This window comes from Odoribacter sp. N54.MGS-14 (assembly GCF_000980295.1).
In the GTDB taxonomy this organism is placed as follows: Bacteria; Bacteroidota; Bacteroidia; order Bacteroidales; family Marinifilaceae; genus Odoribacter; species Odoribacter splanchnicus.
On the sequence record NZ_LARL01000034.1, the window covers coordinates 1 to 24,884 of the forward strand.

Here is a 24,884-nt window from a genome sequence, read left to right on the forward strand (position 1 = left end):
CGGGGCCGGCCTGTCAGTGCCTCTCCACGACTTTTCTGTATCAGCCCGGTATTCTGAAAATCCGGAGAAAAGAAATCGATATCGGTGGTCTCCCCATTTTGCTTCATCACATACCATCCCCTGAAATATTTCGATTCTATTATTAATTCTGACTCGATATAATTCGCGATACCGTTCTGTTTATCGCGATATTCAAAAACAAGCCGGTAAATTCCCGGATCGGCAGAAACAATCCAATCTAAATCTTTTTCCTGCGAAAGGGTATCGATTTTCTTATCCCCGGTTGTCTGATAAGTCATCCATACATAATCATAAGTCCGCCCTTTATCTTCCGACTGGATTACAGTAGGAATAGATAAACGGCTCAACAAATCACACCGGTAAACGGGTTTTATTCCGGTTACTTCGGTCCGATTCAGTTCGTGATAATCATAATTGCCTTTATCGTCATAGCATGACCAGCACAGTACAGGCAAGAATGCCAATAAAAATAGATATATCGTTCTCATAGTTCATTCATTATTAAGGGAAAACAACTTCTTTACCATTCTCATCTTTCAAAGGAGGATCGTTTTTCGGATCTGCATTGTATTCGGCTAATGCCTTTTTTATTTTAGCCAGATAATAATCTCTCAGCGAATACGTATCATAATTATCTATAATATAAACCAAAAAATCATTATCCCACTTTTGTCCGGTAATATCGATCATAAAACGATGTTTTACCTCCGACCAATTCCCCAAATAAAGTTTATAGTAGTAGCTATTGTCTTTCCAACGGGTAGGACGTTCCAATTTATCCGAGATTGTGATGTTTTTCACCAGTTTGTTCACTTCTCCGGTCTGGAAGTCATCAGACGGTAATAACCGCAATACCAATTTCCGGGCATTTTTCCGCAAACCGGTATCTTCCCGTTTTATAATCACATTCAACTTCAACACATTCTGATTCGCCGGCAGAATCAACTCGTTTTTTTCGCCTAAAGATTCGTAATGTACGCCCGCTACTGCCGGAAATTCCATATCCACATAAGTGGAATCAACCACCTTTTCGGGTTCTTCCTCATCGTACGTATATTTCCATTCTTTGGTCACTTGTTCGAACCTGATGACACGGGGATAATCCGTCACTTCCCCGACTGAGATCAGCTCGATTTGCAGGGTATCTTTTTGTATGCTTTCGGGATAATAAGCAAAAGTATATACTTCTTCGGTTTTTGTCTTAAATTGTATCCGGTCTGTTCCTTCGAAGGACATATATTCTTCCGAACAACTACAAATCATCGAACAAGCCATCCCTATTCCAACTAAATATTTCAATTTCATACGTTCAAATTTTTAATTATTCAAACTTAATTTCACTTTTCGGCAAAGGCAATACATAAACCGCTTTGCTTCCTTCTGTGTCAGTCCAAAGGATTGTTTTATCGCCCCTGCGTTTGGCTTGGAAAAACTGCTGTCCTTCTCCATAAAATTCTTTCTGATATTCTTTGGCCACAAAAGCGTTTTTCAGATCGACAGTAGAAACATTTACGACAGAGATGTTCCGGGCTGCAACCAACTCATCAACTAAAGGTTTATACTCTGTTTCCAGATCGGAACATTCGATCGCAATCAGATACATTTCATACAAACGAATCAAAGGAACTTCCTGTAAACCGGCATCAGGCATCCCTTCTTGTTTATATTTCTCCAGAATATAACGGGTTCCCGACTTTTCAGTAATCTCATTCCATAAATAAGTCACCCGGTAATCGGTAACATCCGATTCGAAAATATCGGTTTTCACCTTGTCTTGATCCTGTTCTACTCCACCGGCGTTTAAAAAATAATTAGAAACAATATCGTTCAGATTATAGACATGTAAAGAAAAAAGATGCTCCGGGGAAGCAATATTGTCTTTTGCAGCAAAATCTGTCCCCTGATTCAATCTGAAATCTTTGTTAGCAATAACCCGGCCGGCATACTCCGCTGCTTGTTTTTTATCCTGAATCCACAGATAAAACCGGGCTTTCAATGCCAACACCGCCCAATAATTCAAGCGGTTTTGCCGATAATTGAAAAATTCATCACCCATCCCTTTTTCTTCCACTTCTTTCAACAGAGCTTCGGCATCATTCAAATCCTTTTCCAGATAGCCCACATACTCTTCCCAGGTATTTACCTCGTGATAATTTTTAGATACCGTACGTACATAAGACAGGATCCTGTCTTTTGTCTGTTCACCCGGTATCGGGCCGAACAGCCGCAAAATATCCAGATGGCAGAAAGCCCTCATCGCCAATGCCTCTCCCTTGATCAGATCATGCATATCCGAAGTCAAAATCCCATTATCCACATAACCGAGCAGATTATTGATATTGACGATCGTATTGTAAAATTTCCCGTAGATATCTTCGATCAATCTTTCGACTTCGGCATTTTTATAATCATAAGCGGCGGTATACCCATCGATTGCCTGCGGATCTGTCTTCCAATGCTGAGCCAGATTCTCACAAAACTCCATGGTCAACGTTTTCCCATACAGTTTACCGTCTTTCAACATAATATAATTACCGATCAAAGCATTCTTAAAGCCATTTTCATCCGAAAACATCTCTTTTTGCTCAACTTTATCTTTCGGATTGACGCTCAACCAATCGCTACATCCGGTCCCTAACAGGAGGCAGCCTATCATTATATAATAAATCGTCTTTTTCATGTTGCTGAAATTTTAAAAGGTTGCTGAAAGAGAGAAAGTAAATCTCCGGGAAAAAGGATAGGCGATACCTCTTTCCTGCTTGATGCTCGATACGCGGAATAAATTATCCGTATTAAAAGAGAGAGACAAATATTGGGTTCCCAGGTGTTTTTTCACCCAAGGCTGTAAGAAATCATATTTTATCTGTATGCTCTGACATTCGAGGGTATTCTCTTTTTGCACGAAACGGGATGACATCTGGGTTTCCTGCGTATTCTTGATATCTTTAAAGAAAGCATGATCCCCCGGATTTACCCAACGGTCTTTATACACCCTCCGGTCTACATTGTATCTGGTATCCGCATTTTCTACCCGATTCACCAAAGTTGAATTATATTGAGATCCCCCCAAGCGATAACCGAAAGACAGGTTCACACTCAAATCGCGGAAAGTAAACATGGTATTGATGTTCCCTCTGAATTTAGGATCAGTTACTCCACAAGCCACTTTATCACGGGCATCCCAATTGAATGTGACATTGCCAAAGCGATCGATAAACAATTCCTGTCCGGTGCTGGGATCGATCCCCAGAGAAGGAACGACATAGATGGTCCGCAAAGCCTCTCCTTCCCGATACATGAAATTCGGGTTAGATCCGCCTTGTAATTCCAATTCCTCGTTGGCCACTTTCAATGCCTCGGAGATTTTGACTATCTCGTTCTTTTCATGAATAAAACTGGCAGATACCGACCAAATGATATTCTTTTCCGTATTCCGGATGGGATATCCTGACAAAGCAACTTCAACTCCCTTATTCTTCACTTTACCGACATTATCCGTATAACTAGGGAAACCATTCGTCAAGGGAAGGTACATTTCAGACAACAAATTATTAGTCTGATTTGTATATACATCGGCTGTCACTTTCAAGCGGTTATGGAATGCTCCGACTTCCAATCCGAAGTTCCATTTGTCGGTCTTCTGCCATTCCAAGTCCTCATTGGCCAGACCTTGCAGGTGGCTTCCAAACCAATACCGGTACCGATCGTCGGTATAATATTCATAAGTAGCAAGGGCCTGATAAGCATCGAAATTCACCGATCCGGTCACTGCATAAGAGCCGCGTAATTTCAGACGATCCAGCCACAATACATTTTCCATAAACTTTTCTTTATGGATGTTCCAACCGATACCGAAAGAATAAAAGGGAGCGAAACGTTTCGAACTACCGAACTGGGAGGCCCCGTCCATACGATAAGCCACGTCGGCGAAATAACGATTGTCATAGATGTAGTTCACATTCCCCGTCACACCGATGCGCCGGTTGAGCGATTCGGATCCGGTAGGTTTTCCATCTTTCTGATACTGAAGAGCCATCGACAAAAATTTAATATTGGATTGGGGAAAACCCTCTACCTGAAAAGTATAAGAATGCGATTTTTCCTGAGCAACATTGTAATCCAAACCGACATAGAGCTCGTGTTTTTCTTTAAAGTTACGGGAATAGCTTAAAGTCAGACTCCAATCATAACTAAAGCTTTTCCCTGAAGAATAGATATATTCTCCTTTACGGAAAATCTGTTCATCCGAATAATCCTTAAATTTGGTATGGTCGGCAGGTTTAAAATTATCATAATCATTCACCTGTTTCGATAATCCGATGCGTGAACGTAAAGTCAGGCTTTCCCAAGGTTTCCATTCTACATCGAAATTATTGGTAATAGTCGTATAGGTTTTTTTATCGACCAAATCGAGCGTAGCATTGTAAAGCGGATTTTCAGGGGCTGTAGTCCAAAAATCTCCTTTTTGTTCGAGTTCTTTCAACACTTTACCGTCTTCTCCGCGTTCCCGCCAGTAAGGGTTGAGTTTCACATACTGATCGAAAGATCCGTAAGGTGATTCATTCGATTCACTCAATCCGACTTCGAGGTTATTGCGGAACAATAATTTTCCTTGCTGGTACATCAGATTAATATTTCCATTAAAGGTTTTCCGGTCGGACCCTTTCATCACCCCCAGGATATCGTTATATTGAACAGAAGCAGAATAACGGAAGCCGTCATTCCCACCTCCTTCCAAACGCAGGTTGTGCTTGTGACCGACACCCGTACGCAAAGGCTTCGACAACCAATAGGTATCGACTCCCCGTTCTATTTCCTGTTTGATTCTGGCCTGCCTTTTCCTCAACGCCATTTCTATATGGGCCCATTCGTCTTTATACAAACCGGCATTCTCTTCCAACTGAAGTTTTTCGGCAGCATTCAATACATCGTAATCGCTCAGATCAGGCACCTCGATATTCACACTTCCCCGATAAGACAACCTCAATTTTCCAGCCTCGGGTTGTTTAGTCTCGATGACAATCACTCCATTAGCTCCCCGGGATCCATAAATCGCGGTAGCCGAACCGTCTTTCAACAAAGTCACAGAACTAATATCCTCGTCGTTTAAATCCAGCATCCGGGTGAGACTGATCTCAAAACCATCCAGGATTATCAAGGGAGTATTCAAATCTACTTTCGTTTCATTTTTCAGGTCCTCTACCGTCGGTAAACTGGAAGTTCCCCGGATCTGTACTTCCGGTAAATGGTTCGGATCTGCCCCATAGACATTGTTTTCGATAATATTGAAGGTCGGATCGATATTTTTCAACGTAGATAATAAATTACGTCCCCGAAAAGATTTCAGTTCTTTCTCCGTAATTGTCGATACCGAACCGGTAAAACTCTCCTGAGATTTCTTAAAAATACCGGTTACCACAACTTCATCCATTTCGGCCACTTCCTCCTCTAATTTTATTTTCAATTCACTTTGGCCATTATACCGAACTTCCAAGGGTTTCATCCCGACAAAAGAAAAAGCCAATACAACCTCTTTGGTATCGGGTAATTCGAAACGGAATTTACCGTTCACATCGGTAGAGACTCCGAGCTGAGTTCCTTTGATCCGTACGGTTACCCCAGGCAAGGGTGTACCCCGGACATCCGTTACCTGTCCCTGAATAACCTGTACCTGTTTCGTCTGGGTAACCTCATTGAGTTTACGGATAATAATGGTCTTATCCGTAATATCGTACACCAGCTTCGTCCCTTGTAAACAGTTTTTCAATACCTCCTCGATCGTTGCATCCTTCATTTGTACATTCCGTTGAGTGATCCCTACCAAATCGGCATCACTATACACAAAACTAAAGTCAGAATGACGGCGGATTTCCTGAATCACTTCTTTGAGGGTTACATTTTGTAAATTCAGGTCCAAACGCAACTGTTGTGCATAGACATTTGCTTTTATCTGCAAGGTCAATAGCAGTAAAAAAATAAAGCTCGCTTTCATCACTAAAAAATGAATGATTTTTCTACACCCCGGACTAGGGTATAAAGACTTTTTTTTCATAATTTTGTATTTAAAGTTCAACAAACGCTCATTATCTGTTAGCAGCAGAAATGAACATGAATTTCAGGGCAGTGTTAGCAGCACTGCCTTTGTATTATTTGACAATCACTGTATTTTTATTTATTTCGAATTGTATTTTTCCTGTACTCTGCATTAGTTCCAGCACCTGAGCAAATTTCTCATGCTTCCGGATATTCAAAGAAAAAGGTATTTCTTTTGCTGCGGAAGTGGCATAAAACACCTCGAATGAATACCAACGCCCCAAGTCTTTCAAAATCCGCTCTAATGAACAATTATCGAACACCAATCGTCCGTCTTTCCAACCCACAAACAACTCAGTATCCACAGCAGCCACTTTCACGGCCTCTGTTTGTTTATCGAACACAGCTTGCTCCGAAGGTTTCAACTCATACACCTGTTTCCCGGCCGACACATTTACCCGGCCCGAGACCAGGGTCGTACGAATTTCTCTTTCATCGGCATAAGCCCTGATACCGAAAGTAGTGCCCAACACGTTGACCTGCATACCGCCGATATCGACGACAAACGGTTTCTCCGGATTTCGTTTTACCTCGAAATAAGCTTCTCCTTCCAATTTCACTTTGCGCAGATCGCCCGAAAAAAGTACAGGATATTTCAAGCTGGATTCGGCATTCAAAAACACCTTCGAGCCATCGGCTAAAACCAAAGTATACTCTCCTCCCCGGGGCACTTTTAAGGTATGATATTCTTCCCCTCCCTTTACTCCCTCTTCACAATATTTCAAAGAATCGGACCTCACCTCCCAATGTCCCCCCTGTATTTGTCCCCGGACAGCTGTTTCCCCCAAATCGATACTCGTTCCGTCGGCCAACTCGAGCACGGCATAGGATTTCCCAGGAATAAAAGGTACTGAAACAAGCGTTTTTTCTTGAGGAGTACGACTCAATTTTATAAAATAACCACTGGCAATCAATAAAGGGAGAAAGATGGCTGCGGCATAACGATACCAGCGGATCGTTCTCTTGCCTCTGTCCCGACCGACCGTTCTTTGCCGGATGATCTCCCATTCGGATTGGGTATCGGATTCATTTTTCACAAAACGACCTATACTCCGTTGCCAATGGGCAGAGGATAACAAACGCCGAAAAAGAAGTTCATGTGCTTCAGATGCAGCACGCCATCGCTCGAGCTCCCGGCTTTCTTCTTCATTCAATCGATCCCGGAGATAACGGAATATCAATCGGCTCAGGTGTCGTTGTGTTTTAATATTCATCACTTCAATCGCAGGTTGTTTCTATTATAACACGCAATCCCTGCTTTGGTGTAATATAAAAAGTCATTTTTTTTAATTTTAACTAAAAAATAGAAGTTGCAAGGGTTGCAGAAATTTAAGCCGACGAGTAGTTTTTGTTAAAAAACTTTCAGTTTGCCGAGACTCACTTCATGCCCGTCGAGAGCCCCCAGACCTGTGTAGAATAATCTTTAATTCAATGATTCCCGACAGAAATCGAAAGATTGGTCATGCAATATCGACCCGGAAATATAGCCCCATGCCCCGTCCCTGTGGTTTATTAAGGAAATTGACAAAGAACCAGTAAGGAAAGAATATGTTTCAGGCGCTCACGCATATAATGGTTGGCATTATTCTTATGTTTTTTGACGGTATTTACGGTAATCTGAAGGATCTCGGCTATTTCTTCATGTTTTTTCCCTTCAAGGCTCAGGTGGTATACCTCCCGGCAAGCCGGAGGAAGTTCATTGAAAACTCCTAATAATAATTCGAATAATTCGGTTTCCAGGATATGATCCCAAAAAGATTCCAGTTCTTCTTCGTGGAGAGCCACTTCGGCATAACGATCTTTCACGCCCTGATGCCGGATCGTATTCAGACAACTATTTTTTACAGCCTTATACAAAAAAGCTTTGATCGTTTCTTCTGTTTTAAAATCAACTCTTTTCTCCCATAGACAAACAAACACATCCTGTACGATATCGTCGATCACCTCTCCCTCCTCGACATATTTCGCAGCAAAATAACGTAAAGCAGGAGCATATTTTTCATATAATATACGAAAAGCCTTTTCCTGTCCTACCGAAAAATCCCGGATAATATGTTCGTTTATACTTCCCAAGTCTGCCGTTTAAAAGAGTTATTCACCGATTCTATTTTTGCAAAAGTGATAAAAAATCTACCGACACCGAAATTTTCGAGTCAAAACAACGGCTAAAAATATAAATTAAATTCAAAATATACCGATTCTCTTTTGTTTTTGTATTTTTACCGTCAAAGAGACAACTATGGAGGTAAAAACGATATTGGGAAAACAGGAACTTAGCAAAACAGATTTAGTGGCGTTGTTGGATTGCCGGGATACAACGGAAGCAGAATTATTCCGGCATAGCCGACAGCTTCGGGATGCGACCATAGGGAACGGCGTTCACATGCGAGGCCTGATCGAGATTTCGAATGTATGCATCAAAGATTGCCTTTATTGTGGGATCCGGAAATCGAACAGCCAGGCCCAGCGCTACGAGCTGAACGATGAAGAAATCGTCGAAGCAGCTATCTTTGCTTACCGGAATCACTATGGTTCGGTGGTGTTACAAGGTGGCGAACGCCATGATCCGGCTTTTATCCTACGCATCGAACGGCTCGTCAGGGAGATCAAACACCTGAGTAACCAGCGTTTGGGGATCACTCTCTCGCTGGGAGAACAAACCGAAGACACCTACCGGAGATGGTTCGATGCAGGAGCTCACCGCTATCTGCTCCGGATCGAAACTTCGAACGAATCACTCTACCGAAAAATTCATCCTGCCGGCCAGCTTCATGATTTTCACACCCGGCTGGAATGTATCCGCAGCCTTCAGCGTTGCGGTTACCAGACCGGTACAGGTGTGATGATCGGACTTCCTTTTCAAACGACCGGAGATCTGGCCGACGATTTGCTCTTTTTGAAATCGATGGATATAGACATGGTGGGCATGGGACCTTATCTGGAACACCGGGATACTCCCCTATGGCGATACCGGGAAGCCCTTCCTTCCCAACAGGAACGTTTAAGGTTAGGACTGCATATGGTCAGTTGTCTCCGGCTGTTGATGCCTGATATCAATATCGCTGCGACGACAGCTTTACAGGCAATCGACCCGGAGGGACGGGAAAAAGCGCTGGAAATCGGTGCCAACGTAATCATGCCTAATATCACTCCTCTCGGCAACCGGGGCAACTACCGCCTCTATGAAAATAAGCCGGGCATGGATGAAGGAGCCGAGGAATCGACACGCCGGTTGATGGAAAGCGTCAAGCAAAGCGGATGCGAAATACAACTGGATACGTGGGGAGATTCCCTACACTTTCAGAACAGAGTGAAAAAATAGGTCAGGCTGCGGGCAACAAAGAACGGAAAGGCTCGAAAGCAGCTAAAATCACCAAGCCTCCCAACACGGTGATCAATACCCCGGACACCCGGTTGATGGTGATCAATACCCGAAGCCGGAATTTCTTCCGGAAAATGTTCACCAGCGTCGAAAGCGTATACCACCACAAACCACCGCCGATCACCACGCCGGACAAAACAAACAATTCGATCCGATACGAAGGATCATCTCCGAAAACCGAAGCACCGGCAAAGACAGCCATAAAAACGACAATAGCCACCGGATTAGAAACAGTCAGAAAAAAAAGGGTCAGAAAATCACCCAGCAACCCTTTTTTAGTGACCCGCTTTTTCATCCGGATTTGCTTCAAGGGATTATCGAAATAGATTTTCAATCCTACGATAATCAGAAAAATTCCCCCGATGATCTGTAGGATCAACTCGTGAGTCTGTATGACATTGATCACGAATCCTAATCCGAAAGCCGCCACCGTAGCATAAAAAAGATCTGCACAGGCCGCTCCCATTCCGGCGACAAAACCGGCTAAAGCTCCTTTCTGTAATGTCTTTTGTATAATCAGTACACCCATCGGACCGAGTGGCACCGACACCATCAGTCCGATCAGTATTCCTCTGAAAATATAAACAACATCATACATGCTCTTCAAAGTTAAAATACACCTTATAAACGCTATAATCCGGACTTATACTTCCAGATTATCCGAAGAGAAACGATTCAAAATCGTATCATCATTGATCTCTTTCGACAAAGATTCAATGGTACTCATAGGTACATCGAACAAATCCAGAATCAACAAACCATCCAGGCACATATTAAATTTAGGGTCTATATTGAAACCGACAATACGCCCGTTCAATAAAATATATTTCTTCAATAAAATAGGAAGTTTATCGCTCGAAGGCTCTATATCACCGATCAACTTATCCAGCGTAGCGATATTATCCCCCGAAGCTTCCACCATTACATCCACATCGGGATCATGAGTCTCTACCCGATATTTACAGCGGGGAGAGATACACCGGGCCAACTCGGCATCCCAATGATTTCTGATGATAAACTTCATAATCAGTTCTTTCGAAACCTCCGAATATTTCCCGCTTATCGTCACCGGCCCGATCAGATAGCGGTATTCCGGATTCTTGATCAGGAAGTAAAGAATTCCTTTCCACAGCATAAATAAGGGCAACGGTTTACGCTGATAGTCTTCGATAATAAAAGAACGTCCTAATTCGATCGACTCATACAATACAGGCATGATCTGCTTGCGGATTTTGAACAGAGTATTGATATAAAATCCTTTTATCCCATAACGGTCGATGATATCCTTCCCTTTTCCCACCCGATAGGCCCCGACAATCCGGTCGGTATCGTTGTCCCAAATAAACAGATGATAATAGTATAAATCGAATTCATCCAGATCGATACTCCGGTTGGTGCCCTCGCCGACAGCCCGGAACGTCAGTTCACGCAAACGCCCGATCTCGTTCAGGATGTTCGGAATTTTCATGGTGGGAGCACAATAAACCGTATAATTTTTCATGGAAAACAACAGATAGTCTTCCATGATATCTTTAATTTCCTTTTGTAAAATTTCCACGGGAGTCTCCTTTGCTACCGGTTCGACCTGTTTTTCCGCCTTCTGGGATTTCAGGAAAAATTTTTTCACTTCGAGCGAAGATCCCAATAGATAAGTCTTTGCCCTCAAAAATTTACCGTATTGTATCAGATCGGCGAAAGAATTTTGAGTTTCTACAGAAATCGGATTTCCTACCCGTAATTTAATTACCCGGTTTTTCTTATTCAAGAGTTCCGAAGGTAATTTCACCGTTCGCAGCATCGGATGAATCATACCGAGTATCTGAAACAACATACTATTGGAACCTTTAAAATAAATCGGGATCACCGGCACATCGGCTTTCCGGATCAACTTCAACACAGAACGGCTCCACGCTTTATCTTCAATCGAATTCGAGTCGGCCTGGTAAGCAGATACCTCTCCTGCAGGAAACAGCCCCAACGCCCCTCCTTCCGATAAGTGCCTTAAAGCTTCTTTCAATCCCCCGGCACTCGAAATATCTTTCAGTCCCTCGAAAGGATTCACGCCTAAAAAATAATCTTTGATGGGTACGATCTTCTTCAGCAGAAAGTTAGCCATCACCTTATAATCGGGACGGATTTTACTCAACAACTTGATCAGGATAATCCCGTCAAGCCCACCGAAAGGATGATTGGAAATGGTGATAAAAGCTCCCTCTTTCGGTATTTTCTGAAGATCTTCTTCATTCACTTCGATCGTCACTCCCAGGGCTTCGATCAATCGGTCCAGAAAAGCTTCGGGATTATCGCTATATACATCGGAATACAGCTTGTTGATTTTATTCAGCCGCATGATATACATCACCAGCTTCGCCACCAGGCTTCCGCCCAGATTCCCCCCAAACCGATTCAACTTTGAGGCTTTCAATATATCGTTCGAGTCTATCAGATTCATATTATTTCCTACGTAAATCCATTAGTTTATGATCATTTCTTTGACCACTTCTTTTCCGACTTTTTCGTTCAGAGCTCTGATCAGTCCTTCTTTGACCATCATAATTTCATTTCTCACGACGGCAGAAGTGAAAGAGACGAAGAGCTTGCCATCCATCACCCGGACACTTTTCGTCCGGGAGGCAATCATTTGCCCCACAACTTCCGGCCAGATCATACAAACCTCATGCTCCTTAAATTTCTGTTCAAGGCCCATATTACGAAGCACCTGGTCGACCAGCTCATCGATTTGTTTTGTTTTCCCCTCTTTCATAAACAAGGCACCGAATTCCCTTTTTCAAATTACTTGCAAATATAATATTAAATCTCAAATGCGACCGGAAAATCAGGAAATCTCCCCTCCGGTAACTGTAAACAACTTATAATCCACCGCCTGGGCTCTCAGTATATCATCGATATGCCCGCGATTGGTGTCTGTGATAAAGACCTGTCCGAACATCTCTCCTCCTACGATTTTCACGATTTGTTCTACCCGGTCGGCATCCAGTTTATCGAAAATATCATCGAGGAGCAAGAGCGGTTTCACCTCACTCATCTGGTGTAACCAATGGTATTGTGCTAATTTCAAGGCAATCAGGAAAGTCTTTTTCTGTCCCTGCGAACCGATTTTACGAACCGCATAGTCACCGATATTCAGAACCAGATCATCCCGGTGAATACCGACAGTCGTGTAAGTCAACAATCGGTCGCGGTCGGCAGCCTGTTTCAAAGCCGTCAGGAAATTACCCTCTTTTACCGAAGGTTTGTATTCCAGACATACTTCTTCCCGCCCCAGAGACAACCGTTCGTAATAAGTCTGAAATACCGACCGGAATTCCTTCAGAAATGCGATCCTTTTTTGGCGGATCGCTTCTCCATGTTCGGCCAATTGCTCGTTCCATACTTCCAGCATTTCAGGATCGAGAAATTTACCGGCAGCCGATTTCAACAGCATATTCCGCTGAGTAAGTGCTTTATTATAACGAATCAGCCGATGCAGGTAAACCCGGTCGCACTGGCTGATAATACCGTCCACCAACTTGCGTCTCTCCTCACTTCCTCCGTCGATCAGGATAAAATCTTCGGGTGAGATCATTACTAAAGGGATCAGTCCGATATGTTCGGACAACTTATCATAAGCTTTCTGATTTTTCTTAAACACTTTTTTTTGCCCCCGTTTCACTCCACAATAAACCGTCAGTTCTTCTCCCCCGCGTTCGTATTTTCCCTGCACAACGAAAAAAGGTTCTTCGTGCCGGATATTCTGCAGATCGGGCAGGTTAAAATAACTTTTACACATGGAAAGGTGATAAATAGCATCCAGGACATTGGTCTTTCCAACCCCATTATTTCCGACGAAACAATTGAAACCGGAAGTAAAAGTCAGGGTCGCCTCTGCGATATTTTTAAAGTTGATGATATTTAACTCCTTCAGTGTCATTTAACAAGCTATTCCTTATCCGGCATTCATAATTCAGGACAAAATTAGTCTTTTTCACCTAAAACACGCCCAAATCAATGGCTTATTTAAAGTCGACCGAAAAAAACTGCCGGATATTTCGATTTTCAATTAAAAAAGCTAATTTTGCAGGCTATTAAGAATAATGTAAAACCGGGCATAGCCGGTAGGTGTTAACACGGTAACCTTTATAACATTACAGATATGTCAAAAGAACAGAAAAAACGCGAGGATGGTTTCGAGCACTTGGAAGAGGCCCTGACCAGTGGTGAACAATTTATTGAAAAAAATCAAAAAATGATTGTGAATGTCGTCCTTGTTCTGGTAGTGATTATTGCCGGATATTTCGGATACAACAGATTCATTGCTGAACCACATGCCCAAGAAGCTGCCAACCAGATTTTCGGAGCGCAAAACTATTTCGAAAAAGATTCTTTCAATCTGGCCCTGAACGGAGACGGTAATGTGCTGGGGTTTATCGAAATAGCAGACAAATACAGCTCGACTCCCAGCGGTAATCTGGCAAAATATTATGCCGGATTGTCTTATTTATATATGGGCGAATATCAGAATGCCATCCAATATCTGGAAAAATTCTCTTCGGACGATTTGTTATTGTCCAACTTAGCTAAAGCCAATATCGGAGATGCTTATATGCAATTAGGAGAATACCGGAAAGCTGCTGAAAATTACAAAAAGGCTGCAGCTTCTAAAACGAACGATTTTTCAACTCCTACTTTCCTGATGAAAAACGGCTTAGCCTTAGAGAAATCCAACGACTACAGCGGAGCTTTAAAAGTCTACGAGCAAATCGAACAGGAATATCCGGCATCGCCTGAAGGCCGGGATATTGAAAAATATATCGAAAGAGCTCAGTTGAAACTGAAAAAATAACAGAAAGCCCCGGCAACGGGGCTTTTTTCTTTCTTTTTTATTATTTTTGCAGGAGTATGTGTAGCATTCCTCACTGTGGAATAATTCGATCCCGACATGAAAAACTTGCTTATACTCCTTGGCATTCTATTGTCTTCTCCGTTTGTCGTAGCCCAGCATTTAGCTATCAACGGCAACGTCGCTATTGCAGATAACAGCCCGGAAGGAACACGGGTTGTCGTAACCAAAAACGGGAACAAGCTCGACGAACAGGTGCTGAATAAAAAAGGACATTTCGATTTGAAACTCGCTTTCGATGCCGACTACAAAATTTCTTTCGAAAAAACAGGTTACATCACCAAAATTGTCAGTATCAACACCGAAGTACCGGAAGAAAGCATTGAAAACAACCCCGATTTTCCTCCCGTCAAGTTGATCATCAATCTGTTGCCAAGTGTCGAAAAGATCGATCTATCCATATTCGATCAGCCTATTGCCATACTGACCTATCAGGCCGAACTGGACGATTTTACGTTCGACAAATCGTATTCAGATAAAATCAAAGACCGGATCGCCCAAACCGAACAAGCTGTAAAAAAACAATTAGCTGCCCGGGATGCCGCCGCCATCGAACAGGAACGGAAATTTACCGAACTATTCAATAAAGGACTGGAATCGTTCGGCCGGAAAGCCTGGCAGGCAGCCATCGACAGCTGGACCCTGGCTCAAAATATGAAGCCCGGCAACAAAGAGGTGAAACAAAAAATTGCGGAAGCTCAGGAACAAGCAAAACTGGAAGAAGCCCGAAAGAGTGTCGAACTTCAAAACGAACAAACTTACCGACTACTGCTCGCTGCGGCCGACAGTTTATTCAGCCGGGAAGAGTACCCGGCGGCTAAAGAAAAGTATGCCTCGGCCAAACAAATCAAGACAAAAGAGCCTTATCCCCAGGAACAAATCCGTAATATCGACCGGTTATTGGCAGAGATCGCCCAAAAGGAAGCTATAACACAACAGCAATTAGCCGAAGCCGAAGTTACCTATCAAAAAACAATCGCCCAAGCCGACCGTTCCTATCAAGCCCAGGAATACCGCCAGGCCATTACTACTTATCGGCAGGCACTGGCCTTAAAATCGGAAGAAGCCTACCCCCGGAATATGATCGGCAAAGCCGAGCAAGCCCTGGCAGCCCTGGAAAAGCAACAGGCTGACGAAGCAGAGAAACAACGCCAGGAAGAAGAAAGAATCAACACTTTAAAACTCAAATACACCGGGATCATAGCCGAAGCCGACCAGGCATTCAAAAACGAAAACTACAGTGCGGCCAAACTACGCTATTCCGAAGCCGATCAACTTAACCTGGGCGAAGATTATCCCCGTAAACGCCTCGGAGAGATCGAGCAAATCATCCATTCTTCGAAATACAAAGCCCGACTGGCCGAATACAATAAAAACAAAACACTGGCCGAAAAGAATCTGGAACAGAAAAACTATGCTTCTGCCAAGGTATATTTCCAAAAAGCGTTGACCTTATCACCGGCCGACAAAGAGAGCATCAGGGAACGGATCGCCGAAACAGACCGATTGATTGAAGCCGAACAACTGGCTGCCTTAGACAAAGCCTATCAGACCAATATAGATAAAGCCGACAAAGCTTATGCTGAAAAAGCCTACGCCATTGCCAAATTCTATTATCAAAAAGCGTTGGAAATAAAAATCGGCGACAAACATGCTACCGAACGGCTGCAGGAAATAGAAAAATACATCGGAGAACGACAGACTAAAGAAGCCGAATTATGAAAAAAATCATCTATCTGTTTTGTCTGATCTGCACAATCACACTGGCCAAAGGCCAATACTACCGTCCCGACCGCGGATTTTTACCGGGCATCAATGCCGGATATTTTTACCCGACAGGCGATATGGGGAAAATCCTGAAAAACGGTATCGGGGGAAACGTATCGGCCAAATACCTAATTAACAAGATGATCGGTATAGGTTTCGAGGCAGGATATTACGGTTTCAAAACCAAAGTCAATCTAAACAAAGACGATGTCTCCCAAAAATATAAATACCACCTGATCCCGGTCCTGCTCGAAGCGACCTTTTATGTCCCGACATGGAACAGAACCACTTTGCCTTATCTGGGTATTCAGTTCGGGGGGTATTTCTCGCAGCTCGATGTAGGACGCCAATATACCGGTTATTCTGCCTCCCTTTCTTTTTCAAAACACCTGTTTCTGTTTTCACCGGGAGTGGGGCTTCATGGCGGTCTCTTGTTTCAACTCTCGGACAAGGTATGGATGGACCTGAAAGTGAGGGCCGATTATGTCCCCCGAATCGACGATGCATATGAGTACAACGAATATACCCAAGGTAACATCGGTTTCAACAAAATGCTGAATATCGGAGGAAATATCGGCCTGCTTTATCGGTTTTAAGGGTATATTCCTTGCAGTAATCTGTATTCCTTTCAGGCACCGGCCGGCTAAAAAACGATTTTTTATCCAAACCGTAATTCCGCCCATCGATATGCTGAAAGAAATCACCGATCAAGACTTGTAAAGCAGTCTCAAATTCCTTTGAGCCTGCTTAAAGTTTCCACCGTTATTTCCTGTGAAGGGCGGCTCATATTCGGATTTACGACTTTCCCTTCAGGATCGAGCAAAATAAAATGGGGGATTCCCTGAATACCGAAAAATTTCATAAATGCAGGATCGCCTCCACAATTCAATTGAATCCCTCCCATCCGGTCGGTTCTGAGTTTCTTCTTCCAGGCCTGTAAATCCTTATCACAGGAAAGACTGACAAAACAGATTTTCTTACCGTGAAATTTCTTTTCCAATTCGCCCATATAAGGAATCTCCTCACAACAAGGCCGGCACCAGGTGGCCCACATATCCACGTACACATAATTTCCCCGGAAAGAAGAAAACTTCACTTCTTTGCCAGTCGAATCGCGATAACAAAAATCAGGTATTTCGCGTCCGATCAAAGCGATTTGCTGCTGAGCCTGCGGATTGACCGGATAAACGGTTTTCGAAGCCAATGCATCAGCACCTACCTGCAACAATTCCGCTTCCTTTTTGCTGCCTACAATCCGGTAAACTTCACCACCTTCGCCATTGACAAACAAAAGGGTCGGGAAGGCATTGATTTTATAAGTATTCAAAATCACCGGTCCCTCTCCTTTTTCCATATCCATCTTCACATTTATAAAATGCTCATTGTAAAACTTCCCCACTTTTTTCGACGGAAAAACCTGCTGTTCCATTTGCTTACAAGGCTGGCACCATTCCGTATAACAATCCACAAAGATCAATTTTCCTTCCTTTTTCGCTGTTTCCAACAGTTCTTTCCAACTTCCTTCTGCAAAGCGTATTCCCTGTGCCTGCCCACCCAAGGCCAATCCACACAGCATTGCTATGATAAAATAAACTTGCTTCATTTCTTAAAATTTTACCGTTTTTTCATTTTTTACCTCCTACCCCTCACTCCTCGACATCATATTCGACAGATTTCTTTTCGACCATATCCACCGGTGTCCCGCCGAAACGCTGATAATGTTCGAGAATTGTCCCGTCTTTTGCATTTATCTTATACACATCTCCTTTGTATTTCTCCGGTCTGTCTGTCTCCACTCCGACAAACAAGGCCAAATTATCGACAGATACTTTCAGCATCGTTATCCGGCAATTATCCGGTAAAGCACATTCGAAAGGGATAGAAGGAAACTTAAAATCAGGATCCGATAAATTCAACACATAAAGCTGACGGCCTCCATCCGAATAATACAACCAATTGATACCGGAATTAACGGCCATAACCGACCCTTCGGCTAAATGATGACCGGACAGAAAAACCAGCGAATCCTGTCCTTTCAATTTTCCTGTAGCGGTATGGGCCCGGGCCAGTGCAGCCCGATCAGTAACCGGATCATAAAATAAAGAACTGAATTGATATGTTCCGCCAGACATATTTTTTCCCCATCCCAGCCAGGGGAGTCCGATATAAGTCTGCGATATCCGAACCTCATCATACTGATTTTCATCATAAGAAGGAATATCGTAACTATTCATAAAATACATGAACCGCCCCGACAGATTATCATACCCCAAGGTTGAATTCCGGGTATTCAAAAGCATCGGAGACAACCGATAGTCCACCGATCTTTCTTCATCTCCTTCGACGTGGATCGGTTTTAAAGAAGAAGCCATATAACGGCTTTGACGGGCCTGTTTAGGATAAATAATCCCATCTTTACCGATAGCCCCTCCGAATTCGGTAATCGCATCTTCAAACCGGCAATACACCATATCATATTCCTGGGCAGGCCCGGTAAATGAATTTTCGTCGAACAAGGCAATCTCTTTAAATAGTACAGGATCCAACTCATGAGAGGAAGCTGAAGTATGTACAAAAACAGTTCCACCATAAGAGTATTCATCGGACTGCTCTATTGCTAAGGCCTTCCCCTTCAACTCTCTCTTATTCTCCAAACTATACACATCCCGCATGATTTTATTAGTCGGATTATTCAATGTGCTCATAAAAGAAACTTCCGGATAATCCTCATAATCACTCAATAACAATAGTCCTTTTGAATAGGGTGAGAAAACCTGAACCTCAAAATCAGCAAAAAAACGGACACTATCATCTTCCGGCAAAGTAACTTCCATACGAGCCTGATATTTTTTAGCCTTATCCGATACAACATAACAAAGGTCCTCGGTTTCCGCAATCTTTTTCTGATCCAGATACCAGGCATAAATCAATTTAGCTTTCTCATTCAGGCTATTTTCTAAAGTAACCGGAATTTTCAAGGTATCCCAGCGCAATATTTCGTAAGGGTCTTCTTTAATCCCCGATATTTTTACTTCATTGATCGGATGATAGTCATAATTTCCTTTATCCTCATAACAGGAAACTGTAAGAAGCACAATCATCCAGAAAAAGGCATATATTCTTATATTATTCATAAGTTCATCATTTTTTTAATTAGCATACTATATTTCCAGGCGTTTACCGGTAAAAGGATCGATCACGATATTATTTTCAAAATATTCGCGGACAACATTAGCTACATAAGCACAATAAGGATTATTCCCATAAGGGTCGATTTCCTCACTTCCATACACTTCGACCACTTTCTCATATTTCAACGGATGGTATTCCCCCAGGATAAATTCAAAAGCCCACCACCAATCGGGTTCCAGCACATAAGCACTGAAATTCACTTTCAGGGTTGAAAATTCAACATAAGCAATCCCTAAATCTTCTGTCGGTTCGAGTTTTAACAAAACATTCCGGTTAAAAACTTTCTCAAAGGCCTGTTTATTCAGCACCAAAGGGAACGAATCCACGCCGACGTTACGGTGAAAGATATATTCATCCGCTAACTTATCGAAATCCACACCTTCCTTACCGGTACTGCTATCGGCAACAACGACCACTTTATAATTTCTGTCGAAATCTTTACGGGCTCCCATAATCTGTAATTGAATCCACAAAGTATCTTTCCCATCCGGAAGGTCTTTCCCATATACAGTATGAACAATACTATCCACCAACAGATCTGTTTCTATTCCTAAATCGTTTATTTTTTTCGGATATTTGAAATATATCTTACCGTCATCTTTAAAATCGAAAGCAGGATCTGTTTCGCACGACTGTCCTAACCAAGCAACGACAGCCACCAAAGCGATGATTATTTTATTTTTCATAATTATTTATTTTTCAGTTTTCCAAATTCCGGATTCCCGGTCCCCATATTTAATTTCATCCTGTGGTAAAGGCCATACCAGAACTTTATTTTCATTCGGAATATTTATACCTAAAGGATGGATAGCCGCTTCCTCTTCAATCAGGCGTTTATAAGCATAAAAGAACTGTCCATCTCCGATATATTCTTTGCGGTATTCTTTCAACACTTCGGTCAATACTTCCGTCCGGCCGGCATTCACCGGCAAAGAACTATGAATTTCACGGGAAGGCAAAATCTCCTCCAACAAATCGTATGCTTCGGCGGGATGAGCTTCGGCAGCGATGTAATACATTTCAGCCAATGTTATCATCCTCACCTTTTCTTTGGCATACTCCAAATCCGCATTATGTTTCAATAAATAAGAAGTGCCCCAGGATGTTTTAAACCAATGTGTCTGACGCAGATCACGTGTTCCCTGCCCATAAATATCACTCAATTTATTGATTAAAATCTTTTTAACTCCATAAGATTCATCGAAATTCGACTTATAAAAAGCATCTACCTGTGCTGAATATAATCCGAAAATAAATTCGTCGGTAAACAGAATATCCCTGTATTTCGCCTGTTCGCCACTCACCAGAATATGTTCTTCCTGAATGGGCCGGAATTTACCGCTTTCGATGACTTCCATCGCATAATCATAGGCTTTCTCCATATCGTCGGTTGTCCCTAAAGTCAGGTGTACCCGTGCCAGTGTCCCTAATACGGCATAATAATTCATCCGGTATTTCCTTGTTTTCAGAAAATCGGATGTATAATAACCCTCATTTTTATCAGTTACATCGTCCGATTCTTCTTTCTTTTCACTTTCTCCCAACCAGTCGGGACCATTTGTCCGGATCACATCGTTGGATAAAAGTTGTTTTGCTTCAGTCAGGTCAGCCAGAATCTCCTGATACACCTCTTTAACTTTTAACTGAGGTTCGATATCCGGTGAAAAAGTTTTCCGATAGGGGATCGACTTATATTCAGGATTTTTCTTTACATCCGGTGCAAAAATCCGGATTAATTCAAAATGCAGATAGGCCCGCAGAGCCAACGCTTCTCCTCTCAAATAATCATAATTGCTACAAATCTGTACCGCTTCAGGTTTATCCAGGTATTTCAGTAAATTATTCGTCAGACCGATACAATAATAAATACGCATCCATAAAGCATCGGATATAGCTGTACAAGAGGGATGCTCATATTCGAAGGTTTGATAGTGCCCGTAAGGACATTCAGAAATATCATAATAACTATAGTACTGAGCCGTCATGTCCAGGGCAGTCTGTAACGTACCTCCATATAAATCGCTTTTTCCCATGTTTACATATATTCCGTACAACGCATCCATAAACCCTTGCTCGGTATTGAACATATCATCCTCATTCACTTCAGTTTCAGGTTTCACGTCCAGCCAGTTTTCACATCCGCTTAATGTAACCGCAGCCAGCAGAAAACTTATTATCTGTATATATTTCCTCATAATTCTCATTTTTAGTATTTATACCCTATTACAAACTAGCAGACAAAGAAAAAGTAAATTGCCGGGCAAACGGATAAGACAATCCCCGTTCTTCTTTTACCGAAGAGAAACGGGCAATATCTCCCATATTGAAATTAAAACGCAAGCCGGTAAGACCGATTTTCCGGCATAATTCCCGTCGCATTTCATAACCGAGCGATATACTACCGATCTGAAAATAATTGTAATCCTGTACAAAGCGGGTCGTCAGATTCGACACATTTTCTTCCAAAGCGATATTTTTAAAAAAGGTCCGGTCGCCCGGTTTTTTCCAACGGTCATACAATACCCGCCGGTCACAATTACTATTGGGATTCACCCCTTCCACCCGGGAAGCCAACGTCTGATTATAAGTTTGTCCACCCCATTGGAAATTGAAAGACATATTCAGGCTAATTCCCTTAAAGGTCAGAAAAGAATTCAAAGTGCCTCTGAATTTGGGATCTGTCGTTCCACAAACCACTTTATCATTGTAATCCCAAATGGTAGTCAGGCTGCCGTCTTTTTTCACAAACACTTCTTTACCGGTTTCCGGATCGATTCCCAAAGAAGGCACAGCCTTCAAGGCATCGAGTGATTCTCCTTCTTCGTATAAAGGTACCGGTTTCTTGGTTTCATTTTTATTGTTCTCATCATTCATCGCTCCCAGCTTATCCGTGATCTTTTTGATCTTATTCTTACTGTCACTGGTACCGAAAGCCAAAGACCAATACAGTTCCCGTTCAGTATCCCTCAGCATCTGAGTACGTAAATTCAGAGACCACCCCTTATTTTCCATCTCTCCGAAATTTTCTTTATAATCGATAAACCCAAGAGAGGGTGGCAGACTGATATCCATCAATACATCCTTGGTATATTCACGGAAATACTCTCCGGTCAGAGAAAAACGTCCCTCCCAGAAATCCAGATCACATCCCAGATTCACCGTAAATTTGCGTTGCCATTTCAGATCCTCATTTCCCAAAGCAATGATATCGGCTCCGACTCCGTTCAGGTAAATATTATCCGATGAATATTGATAAGTAGTCTGGGCCTGATAAGGGGAAAAGGTCACATTACCGGTATATCCTACAGAACTCCTTATTTTTGCCTGAGTTAACCACTCCGGATTTCCCCAGAATTTCTCGTTATGAATATTCCATCCGATACCTGCCGACCAGAAAGGAGCAAACCGGTTTTTCTTACCGAATTTGGAAGAACCGTCTGTCCGATAAGAAAAATCGAACAAATAACGGTTGTCGTATGCATAACTGGCATTAGCAAAGAAACCGATCAACCGGTCCTGGGATACCGATCCTCTGGGTTTCGCACCCTCCCGGTATTGCATGGCAAAATCCAGATTAGTCAGCTTATCACTCAAGAAACCGGTAGCTGAAAAACTTTTATTATCTTCTTTATTATCCTGCATATTGGCCCCTAACACCAAGGTAAACATATGCTTATCGATAGATTTCCAGGCATTCACCACAATATTTCCATCCATAGAATGGGTCGAACTGCTACTATAATCGTAGGATCCTTTATCTTTATCATCCTGCTGATCTTCAAACTGACTCGATTTTGGCGATACAAAGACATCACTATGGGTCGTCCCGTAGGTATAGGCAAAACGCCCGGTCAGCCGTATTCCTTCGACAATATACCATTCAAAATCAAAATTGTCATTGAAGGAAGTGCTCTTACTTTTATTGACATTATTCAGTGTAGCATCAAATACCGGGTTAGCCTCTCCGTTAGACAAGCGTTTAATACAGCGTCCCATCTCATCATAGGCTCTTTCGTAGGGATTAACTTCCGTATATTTACTGAAACTTCCATAAGGAGATTCCTCTGTATTATTCTGATCAACAGACAACATATTCCCGATACGTAATTTTTGACTGATCGTATAATTCCAGGTAAAACTCAAACCCAACCGATCCCGTTTGGATCCTTTCATAACCCCCGGGTTATTGCCGTAATTGATGTTGATTCCATACCGGGAATTTTCATTTCCTCCTCCCAGATATAAAGAATGCGTATGCTTGAAAGCCGTGCGGAGCGGTTTGGAAAGCCAATAGGTATTTACTCCCCGGAGCACTTCTTTGTGGCGTGACTCATATAACCGATCCAATTTCCTTTGCTGTCCGATATTACCGTCTTTATCTTTATACACTCCGGCCAAACGTTCGAATTCAAGTTTTTCGGCGGCATTCAACAAGTCATAATCGGTCAGATCCGGGATTTCAACCGTAGCATTAAAATTATAACTGGCGGTGAGGCGTCCTTTTTCCGGCATTTTCGTTTCGATTACAATCACCCCGTTGGCAGCCCGTGAACCATAAATAGCGGTGGCCGAAGCATCTTTCAGGATTGTGATCTGTTTGATTCGCTCGATATCGAAGTCGAATACTTTTTGCATATCCACTTCATAACCGTCCATAATGAAAAGAGGATTATTGGATTTCCCTTCGAAACTCGATTTCCCGCGAATAAGGATTTCCGGCAATTTATTCGGGTCGGAACCGTATTCATTATTCTCGACGATCTGCAACGAGGGCTCATAAGCCTGTAAAGCCTTGAACAAATTCGTCGGACTGATCCGCTTCAATTCTTCTGCCTGTACGGTTACTGCCGAACCGGTATAAGAACTTTTGGTCTTGGTAAAATAACCGGTCACAACCACTTCGTCCATTTTCTGAGCTTCCTCCTCCAGCACAATATACAGGACCCTCTGTTCTCCAGGTTTTACGGTCTGTGTTTTATAACCGATAAAAGAAACCTGCAGCATCAGATCTTTTATTTCGCCTACTTCCAGTTTAAACTTACCATCCTGATCGGAGACAACCCCCATTTGAGTATCTTTGATACGTACCGTCGCTCCCGGCAGCGGGTTACCGTCTTTATCCTTGATCTGACCGGTAATCGTCACTGTTTTCAGTGCTTGTGGCAATGGTTTTCCCTTAGGGGAAATGACGATCACACTATCCAGAATAGAATAGCTCAGAGGCAGACCGGCAAATATTTTATCCAACATCTCATACAGCGTCGCATTTTTAAGCGACACATTCACCTGAATACCTTGCAGTTCGTTATCATTATATAAAAACTGCATATCGGTCTTTTGGCTGATCTCGGTCAAGACCTCTATCACGCTGGCATTTTGTTTCATCAGCGATAACCTGGTATTCTGCGAATAACCGTTTGCCGCCACCGATAAAAATGAAGCGAACAGAAAAAAGACACATAATTTCATCATTAACACCATTTTTCTCAGGCCAGGGAGTTTTCCCGACCTACCGTTTCGTTTTTTTTT

19 protein-coding genes are annotated in these 24,884 nt (G+C 42.6%); 4 read left to right on the plus strand and 15 right to left on the minus strand.

What is annotated here, in order from left to right; genetic code table 11:
- From WS42_RS08330 to WS42_RS08355, 6 genes are all read right to left on the minus strand, one after another.
- Positions 1 to 509: PKD-like family lipoprotein (locus tag WS42_RS08330; protein WP_046450973.1), on the minus strand; the 509-nt coding region annotated here is incomplete at its 3' end.
- A gap of 13 nt (positions 510 to 522) precedes the next feature.
- On the minus strand, positions 523 to 1,326 hold the full coding sequence (locus WS42_RS08335) for a DUF4843 domain-containing protein (protein WP_022161108.1): 804 nt from the start codon (positions 1,324 to 1,326) through the stop codon (positions 523 to 525).
- A 16-nt stretch (positions 1,327 to 1,342) separates the two neighbouring features.
- Positions 1,343 to 2,701 carry a RagB/SusD family nutrient uptake outer membrane protein gene (locus WS42_RS08340; RefSeq protein ID WP_046402718.1) on the minus strand — a complete coding sequence of 453 codons (1,359 nt, stop codon included), beginning with the start codon at positions 2,699 to 2,701 and terminating at the stop codon, positions 1,343 to 1,345.
- A 12-nt stretch (positions 2,702 to 2,713) separates the two neighbouring features.
- Positions 2,714 to 6,073: a SusC/RagA family TonB-linked outer membrane protein gene (locus WS42_RS08345; RefSeq protein ID WP_046450974.1), complete on the minus strand. Its 3,360-nt coding sequence runs from the start codon at positions 6,071 to 6,073 to the stop codon at positions 2,714 to 2,716.
- A 94-nt stretch (positions 6,074 to 6,167) separates the two neighbouring features.
- On the minus strand, positions 6,168 to 7,328 hold the full coding sequence (locus WS42_RS08350) for a FecR family protein (protein ID WP_046450975.1): 1,161 nt from the start codon (positions 7,326 to 7,328) through the stop codon (positions 6,168 to 6,170).
- 298 nt (positions 7,329 to 7,626) lie between these two features.
- Positions 7,627 to 8,187, minus strand: a complete 561-nt coding sequence (locus WS42_RS08355; protein WP_046402715.1) for an RNA polymerase sigma-70 factor — start codon at positions 8,185 to 8,187, stop codon at positions 7,627 to 7,629.
- Positions 8,188 to 8,353: 166 nt separating this feature from the next.
- Here WS42_RS08355 and hydE point away from each other — a divergent pair, with 166 nt between their 5' ends.
- Complete coding sequence (hydE, locus tag WS42_RS08360; protein WP_022161104.1) at positions 8,354 to 9,436, plus strand: [FeFe] hydrogenase H-cluster radical SAM maturase HydE; 1,083 nt, start codon at positions 8,354 to 8,356, stop codon at positions 9,434 to 9,436.
- Position 9,437: 1 nt separating this feature from the next.
- On the opposite strand, the gene WS42_RS08365 is transcribed toward hydE, so the two are convergent.
- From WS42_RS08365 to recF, 4 genes are all read right to left on the minus strand, one after another.
- Complete coding sequence (locus WS42_RS08365) at positions 9,438 to 10,094, minus strand: LysE family translocator (protein WP_013612477.1); 657 nt, start codon at positions 10,092 to 10,094, stop codon at positions 9,438 to 9,440.
- A 45-nt stretch (positions 10,095 to 10,139) separates the two neighbouring features.
- Entirely contained in the window at positions 10,140 to 11,948 is a 1,809-nt protein-coding gene (locus WS42_RS08370) for a bifunctional lysophospholipid acyltransferase family protein/GNAT family N-acetyltransferase (protein WP_013612478.1), read from the minus strand.
- A gap of 21 nt (positions 11,949 to 11,969) precedes the next feature.
- A complete protein-coding gene (locus WS42_RS08375) occupies positions 11,970 to 12,260 on the minus strand; it encodes a DciA family protein (protein WP_013612479.1) in 291 nt (96 codons plus the stop codon).
- Positions 12,261 to 12,332: 72 nt separating this feature from the next.
- A complete protein-coding gene (gene recF, locus WS42_RS08380; RefSeq protein ID WP_013612480.1) occupies positions 12,333 to 13,427 on the minus strand; it encodes a DNA replication/repair protein RecF in 1,095 nt (364 codons plus the stop codon).
- Positions 13,428 to 13,649: 222 nt separating this feature from the next.
- Here recF and WS42_RS08385 point away from each other — a divergent pair, with 222 nt between their 5' ends.
- The 3 genes from WS42_RS08385 to WS42_RS08395 all read left to right on the plus strand — a co-directional run bounded on the left by WS42_RS08385 (position 13,650) and on the right by WS42_RS08395 (position 16,759).
- Positions 13,650 to 14,339: a tetratricopeptide repeat protein gene (locus WS42_RS08385; protein WP_013612481.1), complete on the plus strand. Its 690-nt coding sequence runs from the start codon at positions 13,650 to 13,652 to the stop codon at positions 14,337 to 14,339.
- A gap of 96 nt (positions 14,340 to 14,435) precedes the next feature.
- Positions 14,436 to 16,118 (plus strand): hypothetical protein, encoded by a 1,683-nt coding sequence (locus WS42_RS08390; protein ID WP_022161102.1) that lies wholly within the window; start codon positions 14,436 to 14,438, stop codon positions 16,116 to 16,118.
- Entirely contained in the window at positions 16,115 to 16,759 is a 645-nt protein-coding gene (locus tag WS42_RS08395) for a putative outer membrane beta-barrel protein (protein WP_013612483.1), read from the plus strand. Before WS42_RS08390 ends, WS42_RS08395 begins: the two co-directional genes overlap by 4 nt.
- A 131-nt stretch (positions 16,760 to 16,890) precedes the next feature.
- On the opposite strand, the gene WS42_RS15470 is transcribed toward WS42_RS08395, so the two are convergent.
- Genes WS42_RS15470 through WS42_RS08420 form a run of 5 tightly spaced genes read right to left on the minus strand, consistent with a single transcriptional unit; the run spans position 16,891 to position 24,827 of the window.
- Positions 16,891 to 17,766 (minus strand): TlpA family protein disulfide reductase, encoded by an 876-nt coding sequence (locus WS42_RS15470; RefSeq protein WP_022161100.1) that lies wholly within the window; start codon positions 17,764 to 17,766, stop codon positions 16,891 to 16,893.
- Between the two features lie 43 nt (positions 17,767 to 17,809).
- Positions 17,810 to 19,297 carry a PKD-like family lipoprotein gene (locus tag WS42_RS08405; protein WP_022161099.1) on the minus strand — a complete coding sequence of 496 codons (1,488 nt, stop codon included), beginning with the start codon at positions 19,295 to 19,297 and terminating at the stop codon, positions 17,810 to 17,812.
- Between the two features lie 27 nt (positions 19,298 to 19,324).
- Positions 19,325 to 20,041 (minus strand): DUF4843 domain-containing protein, encoded by a 717-nt coding sequence (locus WS42_RS08410; RefSeq protein WP_022161098.1) that lies wholly within the window; start codon positions 20,039 to 20,041, stop codon positions 19,325 to 19,327.
- A 6-nt stretch (positions 20,042 to 20,047) separates the two neighbouring features.
- Positions 20,048 to 21,550 carry a RagB/SusD family nutrient uptake outer membrane protein gene (locus WS42_RS08415; RefSeq protein WP_022161097.1) on the minus strand — a complete coding sequence of 501 codons (1,503 nt, stop codon included), beginning with the start codon at positions 21,548 to 21,550 and terminating at the stop codon, positions 20,048 to 20,050.
- 28 nt (positions 21,551 to 21,578) lie between these two features.
- Complete coding sequence (locus tag WS42_RS08420; RefSeq protein ID WP_162613245.1) at positions 21,579 to 24,827, minus strand: SusC/RagA family TonB-linked outer membrane protein; 3,249 nt, start codon at positions 24,825 to 24,827, stop codon at positions 21,579 to 21,581.
- Positions 24,828 to 24,884 lie beyond the last annotated feature (57 nt).